The sequence below is a fragment of the Cytophaga hutchinsonii ATCC 33406 genome (assembly GCF_000014145.1).
In the GTDB taxonomy this organism is placed as follows: domain Bacteria; phylum Bacteroidota; class Bacteroidia; order Cytophagales; family Cytophagaceae; genus Cytophaga; species Cytophaga hutchinsonii.
This window is the reverse complement of sequence record NC_008255.1, coordinates 2,987,658-3,001,380: the sequence shown is the minus strand read 5'-3', so window position 1 is coordinate 3,001,380 and position 13,723 is coordinate 2,987,658. Positions and strand designations below refer to the sequence as shown.

Below are 13,723 nucleotides of genomic sequence, written 5' to 3'. Positions count from 1 at the left end.
CAATGATCGAAATCGTTTTCTTTTTCTTCGCTATACAATTACTCAGTTCCGCTTTGGTAATACTTTTTACACGTAATGTAGTGTATGCAGCCATTGCATTGATGTCTAGCTTGCTGGGCGTTGCTGCTCTGTTTGTGATTGCGGGTTCTGATCTGTTAGCTGTTGTACAATTAGTAGTATATGTGGGTGGTGTCTTGATCTTATTATTGTTTGGTGTTTTATACACCTACCGCGACCCGGAATCGTATTTTGAAAAGAAACATATACTGCTTTCCATTGTAACAGTAGTTGTACTTGCTGTGGGCTTGCTGTTCTTATTATCCGACCTTTCCTTCAAGTATCCGCAGCTGCACACATCTCCGTATGATGAAAAAGGCATTACCAAATATACCGGTTATTTATGGATCACAGAGCATATTGTTGTCTTTGAAGTTGTCGCAATCTTCCTGTTAGTTGTGTTGGTTGGGGCAGGCTGGGTAGCGAGCAATGTATTGGAAAAAACTAAATCAGAAACGAAATGATACCGATTGATTATTATATCGCTGTTTCCATTTTATTGTTCAGCATCGGCTCGGCTATCGTATTCACACGCCGCAATATTTTATATGTGCTGATGGGTATTGAGTTAATCTTTAATGCAGCAAACATAAATCTGGTTGCCTTTGGACAACTTGATCCGAATCTGAACGGACAATTGTTCAGTATGCTGATTATAACGGTAGCAGCAGCAGAGTCTGTCGTAGCACTGGCTATTATTATCGTACTGTTTAAGAAATTAAATACAGTCGATTTATCAGAAATTAAAAATCTTAAAGAAAAATAGATTGAACGGCTCAGTTCCACATATTGAAGTGCCTTTATTTGCTGCTGATGGTATCAGTCAATTAGCGTTGACAATATTCTTTCTGCCGGTAATTACGTTTGTGGTATTATTTTTTGCAGGAAAGCATATTCCTGCTTCAATCCGCTCCTGGCTGGCTACAACCGTAATGGGTGTGATGTTTGTTTTATCCTTGTATTTGCATACACAGATTGAAGGCGAACATCTGTCGCGCTGGATCTGGTTTGAAATCGGCAGCATTCAATTTACAACGAGTCTGTTATTGACTAATTACAGCAGCACTATGATGCTGATCGCTACGTTTGTATCGTTTATGGTGCATCTGTATTCGGTACAATACATGAAAGAGCGCCGCAACCATTCTAAATATTTTCCTTATTTAGCATTGTTCGTTTCTTCCATGTTAGGTATTATTTTAAGTGATAACTTATTAATCACATTTATTTTCTGGGAGCTTGTTGGTCTGGCTTCATTCTTATTGATTGGTTTCTGGTATGAGAAAGACAGCTCAGCAGCAGCAGCTAAAAAAGCATTCCTGTATAACAAATTTGCCGATCTGGCTTTTGTTATTGCCATCATGATCTTATCGGCTGTGTATGGCACCACAGAAATTTCCGTTATAAAAGAACATGTGCATATTTCAGCAGCGTTGCAAACATCGCTGGTTGGTTTACCGGTACTGGCAGGTTTAGCCATCTGGTTTGCTACCGTAGGAAAGTCTGCACAATTCCCGTTATACGTCTGGTTACCCGATGCCATGGCTGGTCCAACGCCAGTATCGGCGTTATTACATGCGGCAACCATGGTGGCAGCCGGTGTGTTTTTATTATTAAAAACATCATTCTTATTAGGTGGCTGGGTAGCACACTTCATTGTGATTATCGGATGCATTACGGCATTGTTAGCAGCGCTGCAGGCTATCCGCACGTTTGATGCGAAGAAAGTACTGGCCTATTCAACGGTGTCACAACTGGGTTATATGATGATGGCTGTCGGAGCAGGCGCAACAGATGCTGCTTTCTTTCATTTAGCTACACATGCGTTCTTTAAAGCCTGTCTGTTTTTAAGTGTAGGTGCTGTGATTCATGCCATGCATCACATGCAGAGCCATCAGTTCGATCACGGACAATACAAAGAACTGGACACGCTGGATATGCGCCTGATGGGCAGCTTCAGAAAAAAGATGCCGATCACATTTGTCTCTTACACCGTTGCTTATGCCGCGTTAATTGGCTTGCCGTTCTTCTCCGGCTTTCTTTCAAAAGATGCCATTCTGGGTGGATTATACGATTGGGCACATGCAACAGGTGGCTGGTCCTGGCTGATCGTTGCTGCTGCGTTTGCAACAGTGGGACTGACTGCTTTTTATATGACACGCCAATTCATCTTAATCTTCTTCGGCGATTTCCGTCTGATCAAAATAGATGACTCCTATAAAAAATTCTTTGAGCACATTAAAGAGTCTGAATGGCTGATCAATATTCCCATGATGATACTGGCAGCATTAAGTATGTGGTTTTTCTTTTCACTCAATCCGCTGCATGCCCAGACGGGCTGGTGGATGAAAGAATCTTTTGTAACCGGACATGCACACGACTTTCATCTGTTCATTCCTGTTGTAGCCATCGCTATTACTACAGTAGCCTTATGGATCGCTTTTACAAAATACAAAGCGGTTGATGCTTTTGTTGATACACGGATCACACTTACACATTTGTTTGCGCATAACTACTACATAGAAAAAGGTATTGACGCGATGTTCATTCAACCGGTTTTTGCTTTATCTAAAGCCTGTTATTCGATCGATAAATGTATTGACGGAGCCATTCATATTAAGGTATATTTCTTTGTTGTGCTGGCACAGATTGCAGATGTCTTTGACCGTTGGGTGATTGATGGCTCAGTACATATTGTCGTTGGTATCAATCGCTTTGTAGGTTCGTATTTCCGCTCTTATCTAAAAGGAACCATTCAGGGATATTTCTATTTCACATTAATAGCTTTTGCACTTTTACTGCTCTGGTTGGGCTGGTATCTGTAAAAGTATTCGTACATATATTATGGCATCACATATTTTATCCATACTGATCTTTTTACCGCTGCTGGGACTATTGGGTCTGTTGTTTATTAAAGGCGAAGATCACCGCAACTACCGCTGGATCTCTGTTGCAGTTACGGCTTTGCAATTATGCCTGAGCATCTATTTGTTTGTCGCATTCAAACCGGAATATTTTCAGTTTCATAGTTACGATTCGCTGGTATATATGGAAAAGGCTAATTGGTTTCAATTGCGATTAGGTAACCTGGGCGTTCTATCGGTCAATTATTTTCTGGGAATAGATGGCTTAAGTTTATCCATGATACTTTTAAGTGGTATTGTATTGCTTACAGGCGCTTGTGCTTCCTGGAACATTACAAAGCAGGCAAAAGGATATCATGCGCTCTATCTGTTGTTATGTATTTCTATTCCCGGTTGTTTCTTAGCGCTTGATCTATTCCTGTTCTTTTTATTCTTTGAATTCATGCTGCTTCCGATGTTCTTCCTGATTGGTATATGGGGAGGCGTACGCAGGGAATATGCTTCAATAAAATTCTTCTTATATACCTTATTGGGTTCAATATTAATTTTAATTGTATTCATTGTATTGTTAATCAGTACGTACCATCCTGCTGAAATGATTGAACATCTTGCAGACAATTCCGGTTACACCATTCAGCATATTCATGAGGGGATACATTCAGGGGAGTTGACCAATAACTTTCCGGTCGTACATTCCTTAGATCTTATTCAGCTGAGTAATCCGGTAAATTATTTTCCAAATGGGTTATTAGGCGTGCACAATACATTAACAATATGTGGTTATTCCATACGTGCCTGGTGTTTTGCAGCATTGCTGGTTGGCTTCTTAATTAAATTACCTGCATTTCCTTTTCATACCTGGCTGCCCGACGCCCACGTAGAAGCGCCAACAGCCGTATCGGTAGTACTTGCTGGTATCTTATTGAAAATCGGCGGATATGGATTGATGCGTATAGCCTGGCCCTTGTTTCCGCAGGAAGCCGCAGATGCATCCTGGTGGGTTGGCTTGATCGGTGTCATTACCATTCTTTATGCTGCACTGGTTGCACTGGCACAAACGGATCTTAAAAAGATGATCGCTTACTCATCTGTTTCGCATATGGGTTTTGTATTACTGGGTTTAGCGGCTGCTACAACAGAAGGTATTACTGGTGCCGTGTATCAGATGTTCAGTCACGGCATTATTTCAGCCTTACTGTTCTTACTGGTAGGTGTATTATACGACCGTACACACGATCGTATGATCCCGAACTACAGAGGACTGATCTCGAAGATGCCGGCATATTCCGTAGTTGTTACCATTGCGTTCTTCGCATCGTTGGGCTTACCGGGTATGTCTGGTTTCATCGCAGAAATACTGATTTTCATCGGAGCCTTTCAGGCAAAAAGCATTACGGCAACCATTCCTCAGTGGATGCCTCTGGTTGCAACTCTTGGGCTATTATTGTCTGCAGCGTATTACTTATGGACGTTACAGCGCATGTTCTTCGGGAAGTTTTCTACCCATATGAATATAGACCGAAATACATTAACAGATATTACCGTGTATGAAAAAGCCCTGCTGTATACGTTGTGCGGTTTGATCATTTTATTCGGTTTATTTCCTGCGGTATTACTTGATAAAATCGGTGCGTCTATGGCAGCATGGACTGCTTTTTTTATAAATATGAAATAATACATAAAAGTATAAACGTAGTAAGACCTCTGAATCATTGTGCATATACCTATTGAAGAAATACGTCAAAGTTTAACCTACCTGATACCGGAAGCCTGGCTATTATTGGGCTTGCTGATCGTATTGTGCTTAGACATGTTTGCCGGTACACGGAAAAATATTTATTTTACCACAATTACCCTGGTCGTTTTGGGTGTTAGTACCTGTTACCTGCTGGGTGCCTTGATCGACCGGGACTCCTTGCCTCCACGGACATTTATGAATGAGATGCTGGAACAGAACACAGCAATATTATTCAGTAAAATACTGCTTGGTATAAGTGGAATGATTGGAGTTGTTTTTATACAGATCTCACCATCCTCGCAATGGCTGCGGGAGCGGGGAGAGACCTATATACTGTTGCTGGCAATTTTAATGGGGAGTTATTTTTTAGTCGCGTCCATCAATTTATTCATGGTGTTTCTTTCTCTTGAACTGATTTCTATTCCTTCTTATTTATTGGTAGCATCGCGTTTTGATAAAAAAAGTACAGAGGCCGGAATAAAATATTTGCTCTACGGCGCTTTTGCAACGGGCGTAATGCTGTTCGGTATTTCATTATTATATGGCTTAACGGCTGGCATGGATCTGTTTTCTGATCGCTGGATCCGTGTATTTGCCGAAGTACCTGTGTTCTCAAAATGGATTGTGCTGGGGCTGGTATTAGCCGCATTATTCTTTAAAACTTCGTTATTCCCTTTCCATCCCTGGACACCCGATACGTATGAAGGATCCGGCTGGGGAGTGTTGAATATTCTTTCTACCGTACCTAAAATTGCTGCTTTTGTCTTTTTATTGAAGCTTTCGGCCTTATTTCAAGGTTTTCAAACCTATACCCTTTTGCTGGCCGTTGTTGTTACCTTAAGCCTGGTTGTCGGCAATTTATCGGCACTCATGCAGGACAATACCCGGCGCTTAATGGCTTATTCCTCGATTGCACAAAGTGGCTTTATCGGCATGGCAATCATAGGAGGAGGCGATTTGAGCCAGCAATCCACGTTTTTTTACTTAGTTGTCTATCTATTCAGTGTGCCGGCGGCTTTGGCAATTTTGGATTATTTTGAGAACCTGACCGCCGGAGATGCTGTGAATAACTTTAATGGATTAGGCAAGCAGGAACCTGTAATGAGTATTATCTTTGTTATAGTGATGGCAACGCTCATTGGCTTACCTCCAACAGGTGGTTTCTTTGCAAAATTATTTGTCTTTACGACAGTTTGGGAGCAATATGAAACCATTCAGTCCCCAATACTGTTAGGGGTGGTAGGTGCAGCAGTTGTCGGTACCATAGCTTCTGTATTTTATTATATGAAGGTTCCTTACGCTTTGTTTTTCAAGGGGTTTGAAAACACGATAATACTTACATCCAAACACAAAAGTTCTCTTCTTTTCGTAAGTTTAATTATGCTTCCTGTGCTTGGGTTATTCTTCGCACCGAGTTGGTTGATGGATTTACTAAAATTAATTGTTGGCAACATTTAAAAACGATTATCTATGAGCGATGCGATTAAGCACGAATGTGGTATAGCACTCATCAGGTTGCGTAAACCATTTTCACATTACGTGGAAAAGTACGGTACTCCTTATTATGGTATAAATAAGCTGTACACCCTGATGGAAAAGCAATATAACAGAGGCCAGGATGGCGCAGGTATTGCAGTAATTAAATTAGATGTTCCCCAAGGTACGCGCTACATCAGCCGCTACCGCTCCGTAGATCAGCAACCCATCGCTGAAATTTTTGAGAAAGTAAATAAGAAATTCAGAAAAGCAATCCGTGATCATAAAGATAAAATCAACGACGCGCAGTGGCTGTTGGAAAATGTAGCCTTTACAGGTGAAGTTCTGATGGGGCACTTACGTTACGGAACGCACGGTAATAACGACATAGAAAACTGTCACCCGTTCTTACGTCAGAATAACTGGAGAAGCCGCAGCATGGTTGTTGCCGGTAACTTCAACATGACAAACGTTGATGAATTGTTCAATAAACTTATTGAACTTGGTCAGCATCCAAAAGAAAAAGTAGATACTGTTACGGTATTGGAAAAGATCGGTCACTTCTTAGATGAAGAAAACCAATTCTTATTCGAAAAACATAAAGATAAATTTTCAAATTCTCAGGTCTCAACCATCATTGAAAATGACCTGGATCTGCAGCGCGTATTAATGCGTTCATGTAAAGATTTTGATGGCGGATATGCCATGATGGGTATTGCAGGCCACGGTGCAGCTTTTGTTGCGCGTGATCCGGCAGGTATCCGTCCCGCATTTTACTATGCAGATGATGAGATTGTAATTGTAGCATCTGAAAGACAAGCCATCAAAAGTGCGATGGAAAAAATCAGCTACGAAGATATTAAAGAAGTGCAGCCGGGCTTTGCATTGATCATTGACCGTGAAGGAAATTACGAAGAAAAACAATTCATCGATCAGCTTCCTAAAAAATCATGCAGCTTCGAACGTATTTATTTTTCAAGAGGCTCTGATCCTCAGATCTACCAGGAGCGTAAGCAGCTTGGTAAAATTCTTACCCCGCAGATTCTTGAATCCATTGATTACGATATAGAAAATACCGTATTCTCATACGTACCAAACACAGCTGAAACCAGCTTCTTAGGTATGGTAGAAGGAATGGAAGAGTATCTGGCACGTTACCGGAAGAAAGTTATTTCAGAAGGTATCTCGGGCGAAGAACTTGAAAAAGTATTGTCATTACGTCCGCGTATTGAAAAGATGGTTATTAAAGACGCCAAGCTGCGTTCTTTTATTACCTCAGACGATGTACGCCAGTCATTTGTTGCTAACCTGTACGATACTACACATGGTGTAGTGCGCAGAGGTATTGATAATCTTGTGATTATTGATGATTCCATTGTTCGTGGTACAACGTTAGAGAATGGTATCCTTAAGATGCTGGATAAATTAGGACCGAAGAAAATCATCATCGTTTCTTCTGCACCGCAGATACGTTTCCCTGATTGTTATGGTATTGATATGTCGAAGGTTAAAGACTTCGTTGCGTTCCGTGCCATGCTTGCGTTATTGAAAGAAACCAAGCAGGAAAATCTTCTGGAAGATGTAAATGAAAAATGTAAATCTGCTATTGCCAACTTAAGCGGTAACATGGTAAACCATGTGAAGGAATTATATTTACAGTTCCCGTATGAGCAGGTAAGTAAAAAGATTGCAGAGATCATTACACCGAAAGGGTGTAACGCCGAGATCGAAGTAATCTTCCAGACTATTGAAGGTTTACACAGAGCTTGTCCGAACCACATTGGTGACTGGTATTTCACAGGTGATTACCCGACAACAGGGGGGAACCGCGTAGTGAATAAAGCATTCATGTACTACATGGAAGGTAAGACAGTAAGAGCCTATTAGAATTTTAGATGTATAGTATAAATAAGAGTCTTGGAGTAATTCAAGGCTCTTTTTTTGTTCTATCAGAAACGTTATTTTTTAGTATATTGATTCACCTCTTAACAACGTTTCTTTTCTATGTTTAGATATTTTTACATTGGCTTTGCGATCTTGCTTATCTGGGTGGTTATTTTAGTAAATAAATTAATCCCCGTTCCCTTATTTCAAGAGCCTGACGAAATTGTAAATCCTGTTTGGGAAAAAGCATCTCAATTTAATACCGAAGATTCGTTGTCTTTTCAGTTGGTGTATGCAAATCTGGAAAAACATTTTGCAAAGCCTGCCTATCAGGATGTATTGGGCGGGTTGTATTTTAGGGATGATAAAACACCGGAAGAATTTTACCGGAAGATTGCGGTCCGTTCTTCTGAAGAAGTGCGGAAATATGGCAGATTCGGATTGGCACTGATTTATAAGAACTGGCAGAATTATGATCTTGTTCTGGAAGAGTTAAATGAGATCACCGAAAAAGATGCAGGCTATTATACCTGTGAACTTGGCTGTGCGCTCTTAAAAAAAGGACACTATCAGGATGCTGTACATGCATTTAAAAAAGAACTGACGTTTAAAGACGGCAACCGTAAATCTGCCAATGAAGGGCTGGCACAGGCATATCATATGCTGGATGATTATGCAGCGATACATGCCCATATGGCCGATCCCGTTTTTGCACAGAACTGCCCGGATTATATATTAGAAAAAGAATACTATCTGCATGGTCCGTTAATCAAGTATTTATCGCTTGTATTAGCGGTGCAGGCATCCTGGGATCTGGTTGTAGCAGCAGCGCTGATTGCACTTTTGTGGGCTTTTTATTATTCCCGTTTCAAAATATTTGCCGCAAAGGATTATGTTTTATATACCTTCGTTTTTGTTGTTTCCTGTATTGTAACATTATCCTGCACGGTTTTATACGATACGTTTCATTATGTATTTAAATTTACACAGGGCCAGACGTTGCTGAGTGGATTAAGGTATATGATCTTTGGTGTCGGTGTTATTGAAGAGTTTGTAAAAAGTATTCCGGTTTTTATATGCCTGCTGATTTTTAAAAACAGAATAAAAGAACCTGTTGATTTTTTATTGCTGGCAACCATGAGTGCGATCGGTTTCGCCTTTATGGAAAATATTATTTATTTCGACCGTTACTTTGGAGCTGATTCTTATTCCATCATTCACAAAAGAACGGTGTTGGCGGTGATTATGCACGTCTTCTGTTCAGCAGTTATCTGGTACGGCTATATACAAACAAAACTCATTGGTAAATTCTATTATGTGCTGATCGGCACATTGGTTTCGATCTCAACACATGGATTTTATGATTTCTTTTTAGAACTTCCTTCCTCCGAAGGGTTTTATATTTTTTCCTTTGTAATGGTTGTCCTTTCCTTTTTTGCACTAAAAGCATTTTATAACAGTGCACTGAATCACTCTCCGTTTTTTCGGTTTGATATAAATTTTCCTACTGAAACAACTTCTTTTGCTGTAGTTGCAGGTTTGTGTTTTGTTATCCTGTTTGAATTTATTTTAAATGCAATCAGCTTTGGTGCGCCGCATGCCAATGATTCGTTGCTAAGCAGCTTGCTTGCTTATGTAACACTGGTAGTAATTTATTCCAGTAATATTTCACGCATTATTTTAAGCCGCAATCATTGGATAAAGATGAGCAGTATCTTTGCTTCCAGCTATTCCGCATACCGCACACACGGAAACGAAGTAGTGTTGCTGCCAGCAAAGAAGAGCCATCACGGAGGTATCTATCCGTTATATGGAAAAATAATCGGACAGGAAAATTATGCAGCACGTTCCGATAATTATATCATTCACTTATCTACGCCCATTCAGCACAATAATTTTCCTGTATATAATATATTGGCATCTTTTGTAAGCAATACAAATCAACCGCACCGGATCTATACAAAACTATATTATGAATCAAACAGATTTGTGCCGGATTCAAGAGGTATTGTTGAAACGAACATGGTGTTGCTGGACTATTGCATCATGGAAACAGCAATGGAAAAACCTTCCTGGTTATATCAGATTTCCTGGAACTGGAAATCTCTATCGGCAGCTGTAGCCGTTTTTTTAATATTGCTTTTCAGCTTTGTTGGTTTTATGAACTATTCTACCTCTATTGATTATTACAGAGGTGCCGAACGAAGCCTTTCCACACTGGATGTATTTAATGCCAGTGAATATTGTAAAGGCGCGTTGCATTTTAATAAAAAAAATTATGAGGCACGTATGCTTTTTGCAAAGATACGGATGGATGGAAATTTTCCTGAAGAAGCCTTAGATGACCTGCACGAAGTAACATCTGTACCAACCTATATCGGCGCCGATTATTACGCAGTAGAAGGACTTGCATATTATCAATTAGCTGCCTATGATCTTGCACTGCAATCGTTCTTAAAATGTCACGAATACAACAATCAGTTTGATAGTTTGTATTGGTATGAAAGTAATACGTACGGACATCTTAATAATTCCGTTGAAGCGCTTAATACCATACGTTTGTTTCTGGCAGATAAAAAACATGCAGGTAAGGATGCATATAAAAGAGCAGGAGATCTGTATATGTCTTTAAAAAAATACGACGAAGCCTATTTCTATTTTGATGCATTGGTTAAAAATAAAGAATATTATACACATGCCTTATTGCAGCGTGGAATCTGCAAGTATTATATGAATAAAAAAGAAGAGGCATGTATTGATATAGAAACCGCTCATTCGTACGACAATCCTGCTGCCATTGATTATTTAAATCAATGGTGCAGACAAGAAATAGAGGCTCAGGAACAGGTTCTTATGATGATTGAATAGTTCGCAGATTGATTTTTTGTACCGGTTGTGTATCTTTTATAAAAGACTCCATTATGTCTGTAACGTTTCACAAAAACTGTATAGCCATGAAAAAGACTTTTGTAATACTCACCACGCTTTGTTTGTCTAATATGCTGTTTGCACAAGAAAGCTATAATCCTTTATCTGTGCGGCCCGTGCATCCGTCTGATATAATGTATCAGAAAACAGTTACGCGCGCTATGGACCTGCGTGAGAAGCAAAATGAACCATTGTTTTCCCGTAACAGAGAAATAACAGCTTTACTGATGGATGGTGTTATAAATGGTATTATTAAAGCGTATGAAAATGATTCATTAAAAACACACGTATCGGTTTCGGATTTTTTGAAAAAACTAACCGGGCCCAATACTATTTCAACGGAAGATACGGTTGACCTGTTTTTGGAATATGGTTCGGATTGGAAGCAGATCATAGCAGCGATGCCTGTTGATCAATATGCGGCGCGTGATTTATATCAACTGGAGATCAAAGAATGTATACTGTTTGATAAACAACGTTCCGCCTTGTATTATGATATTCAAACCATCACGGTATTTATTCCTGCCGATCACCCGATGAATACAAGAGGCATACAGATACCGGTTGCTTCTTTCAGTTACAAAGAAGTGGCGGAAAAATTATTTCAGGATAATCCAAAAGCGATTTGGTATAACACGCAAAATGATCGGGAGAATAAAAATCTGGCAGATGCGTTCGATCTGCGTTTATTCAGTTCATATATCATAAAAGTATCCAACCCGAAGGATGCGTATTTAACAGACATTTATTCCGATCAGCAAAAAGCAATCATGGCTTCCAGCTGGGCCGCTTCAACGCTGATGGAATACGAACATAATCTGTGGGAATTTTAAACGGGCAGGAGCGTTGGAAGCACACGAGGTACACAGGTTTAACCTGCTGTATCTTGTGTTATTTTTTAGCTGGCATGGATGTTTCGTATATGTGAATCCAGTCCTTAACAGAAATTTTTCCGGCTAACTCCCCAATAAGTGTATACGGAATCGTATGAAGATTTTTAAAACGCATGCAGCTTTTTCCCATATCAGGTTTTGTTTTGTATAAGGCATAATATTCTTTTGTGAACCATTCTAATAATTCTTTGTGTGAATATATACCCATATGATAAACAGCGATATGGTTTTTTTGCGAAGCAATAGTTATAAAAGGCAGCGGCAAAGCCGGATCAGCATGATAGCCTTTGGGGTATAAACTATGCGGTACAACATACCCGATCATTCCATACGTAATGGTTTCTGCAAAACCCTTGGGAAGACTTGCTAATAGTACAGCGCGTAATTGTTCAACAGGTTTCTTTCTATCTTCCGGCAACTGTGTGATGTAATCGTTTACTGAAGTAATATCCATATACGTACAGGTATTTTATTGTTTTGAATACAGAACTGAAAAATAAATCAGGTGATCCAAGTAATACATAAATACGATATTTTTCAATATCTAGAGCTATATACGCAAACAGATTCAATTTTATGAATATATAAAATCGTTATGCCAAAACTTTTTTTATGGTATTCGTATACAGCAGTAGTACGGTATTACACATCGTTTAAAATTTAAACATTCAGTTACTTTATGGGAAAGTTTGTAATCACAAAAAGAGCTAACGGCGAATTTCAATTTAGTTTAAAGGCTGGTAATGGTCAGGAAATATTGGGAAGTGAAGGGTATAAAACAAAGGATGCCTGTGAAAACGGCATTAATTCCGTAAAGAAAAATTCTCAGGATGATTCAAAATTCGAATCAAAAAAATCTAAAAACGATAAGTTTTATTTTAACCTGAAAGCAACAAACGGACAGATTATCGGTACAAGTGAAATGTATGAAACAGAAGCTTCCTGTAAAAATGGGATTGCATCGGTTAAAAGCAACGCGCCTGCAGCAGAGATAGAAGATAAAGCGTAAGAAAATAAAAATATAGAAAGCCGTTGCTCAATTACTATTGAGCAACGGCTTTTAGTTAATATTCCTTTGAATATTCTTTATCCATTTTTATATACAAGGCATCAATTTGCTTTTGCATCTTTTCAATTTTTTTAGCCTGTTTTGGATGCAATCCCGAATATCTGTTGGTATTATTATCAATTACCAGTTCATCAGAATATAACTGATATGTAATCGCAGTTGTATCAGCAGGAACGATAACAACCGTATCATAGCCAGTCTCTTCATCATAACTATCCACTATATCATTGTAATCAGAAACGTCATTTAAATATTGATCGACTTTCGATATTTGTATACGTTCTCCGTATACCCATCTGTTATTAATGAATGCGGCCCCGTCAATTGAAATTTTATAATAGCTGGCTTTGTGTTTTACTAAAATAATACCATCAAGAACATTGAATGTTGTATTACTGCTATTGGAAATCTTATAAAACGTTTGAATGTAATTTAATTGAGAACTATCAATGGTGTCTTTTTTTATCCACGCTTCAATATTATCATAATTTTTATTCAGTGCCTGAACCATTTTTATTGTAATGCTGGAATCATGTATTTTTTCCTGATAGTTTTTTTTCATTTCCTCAGAAACATAGGGGTTGCTAAGCAGTTGTGTCGTTATCCATGAAATATCCTGTTTGCTCATAGAATATTTGTTTAGATAAACCGTTCTCGATTTTTTCTTTATCGTTTCAATAAATTCTTTTCCGAAAGCTTCCGGATCAGGCACCGGGTTGGAAATAAAGGAGCTAATGCCAATAAAAATCAGGCTTGAAAGCAATAGCAAAGAAATCTTGTTTTTCATAAAGAAATAAATAACGTTCTGAATATG

At 39.0% G+C, this 13,723-nt stretch carries 11 protein-coding genes; 9 read left to right on the top strand and 2 right to left on the bottom strand.

All coding sequences use genetic code 11. The features are described from left to right. Positions 1 to 2: 2 nt before the first annotated feature. The 8 genes from CHU_RS12735 to gldN all read left to right on the top strand — a co-directional run bounded on the left by CHU_RS12735 (position 3) and on the right by gldN (position 11,780). On the top strand, positions 3 to 521 hold the full coding sequence (locus tag CHU_RS12735; RefSeq protein WP_011585980.1) for an NADH-quinone oxidoreductase subunit J family protein: 519 nt from the start codon (positions 3 to 5) through the stop codon (positions 519 to 521). After that, positions 518 to 823, top strand: a complete 306-nt coding sequence (nuoK, locus tag CHU_RS12730; protein ID WP_011585979.1) for an NADH-quinone oxidoreductase subunit NuoK — start codon at positions 518 to 520, stop codon at positions 821 to 823. The genes CHU_RS12735 and nuoK overlap by 4 nt, the downstream gene beginning before the upstream one ends. Before the next feature lies 1 nt (position 824). Further along, positions 825 to 2,882, top strand: a complete 2,058-nt coding sequence (locus tag CHU_RS12725; protein ID WP_011585978.1) for an NADH-quinone oxidoreductase subunit 5 family protein — start codon at positions 825 to 827, stop codon at positions 2,880 to 2,882. Between the two features lie 19 nt (positions 2,883 to 2,901). Next, positions 2,902 to 4,596, top strand: coding sequence for a complex I subunit 4 family protein (locus tag CHU_RS12720; RefSeq protein WP_011585977.1), 1,695 nt, complete (start codon positions 2,902 to 2,904; stop codon positions 4,594 to 4,596). Positions 4,597 to 4,635: 39 nt separating this feature from the next. After that, positions 4,636 to 6,117, top strand: a complete 1,482-nt coding sequence (locus CHU_RS12715; protein WP_011585976.1) for an NADH-quinone oxidoreductase subunit N — start codon at positions 4,636 to 4,638, stop codon at positions 6,115 to 6,117. 12 nt (positions 6,118 to 6,129) lie between these two features. Then, on the top strand, positions 6,130 to 8,022 hold the full coding sequence (locus CHU_RS12710; RefSeq protein WP_011585975.1) for an amidophosphoribosyltransferase: 1,893 nt from the start codon (positions 6,130 to 6,132) through the stop codon (positions 8,020 to 8,022). 117 nt (positions 8,023 to 8,139) lie between these two features. After that, positions 8,140 to 10,887: a PrsW family glutamic-type intramembrane protease gene (locus CHU_RS12705; RefSeq protein WP_011585974.1), complete on the top strand. Its 2,748-nt coding sequence runs from the start codon at positions 8,140 to 8,142 to the stop codon at positions 10,885 to 10,887. 86 nt (positions 10,888 to 10,973) lie between these two features. After that, positions 10,974 to 11,780 carry a gliding motility protein GldN gene (gldN, locus tag CHU_RS12700; RefSeq protein WP_041932750.1) on the top strand — a complete coding sequence of 269 codons (807 nt, stop codon included), beginning with the start codon at positions 10,974 to 10,976 and terminating at the stop codon, positions 11,778 to 11,780. Between the two features lie 58 nt (positions 11,781 to 11,838). Here gldN and CHU_RS12695 read toward each other — a convergent pair whose 3' ends face one another. Further along, positions 11,839 to 12,294 carry a DUF1801 domain-containing protein gene (locus CHU_RS12695; RefSeq protein WP_011585972.1) on the bottom strand — a complete coding sequence of 152 codons (456 nt, stop codon included), beginning with the start codon at positions 12,292 to 12,294 and terminating at the stop codon, positions 11,839 to 11,841. A 225-nt stretch (positions 12,295 to 12,519) separates the two neighbouring features. On the opposite strand from CHU_RS12695, the gene CHU_RS12690 reads away from it, so the two are divergent. After that, positions 12,520 to 12,849, top strand: coding sequence for a YegP family protein (locus CHU_RS12690; RefSeq protein WP_011585971.1), 330 nt, complete (start codon positions 12,520 to 12,522; stop codon positions 12,847 to 12,849). 55 nt (positions 12,850 to 12,904) lie between these two features. On the opposite strand, the gene CHU_RS12685 is transcribed toward CHU_RS12690, so the two are convergent. Then, positions 12,905 to 13,696, bottom strand: coding sequence for a hypothetical protein (locus CHU_RS12685; protein ID WP_041932386.1), 792 nt, complete (start codon positions 13,694 to 13,696; stop codon positions 12,905 to 12,907). Positions 13,697 to 13,723: the final 27 nt, after the last annotated feature.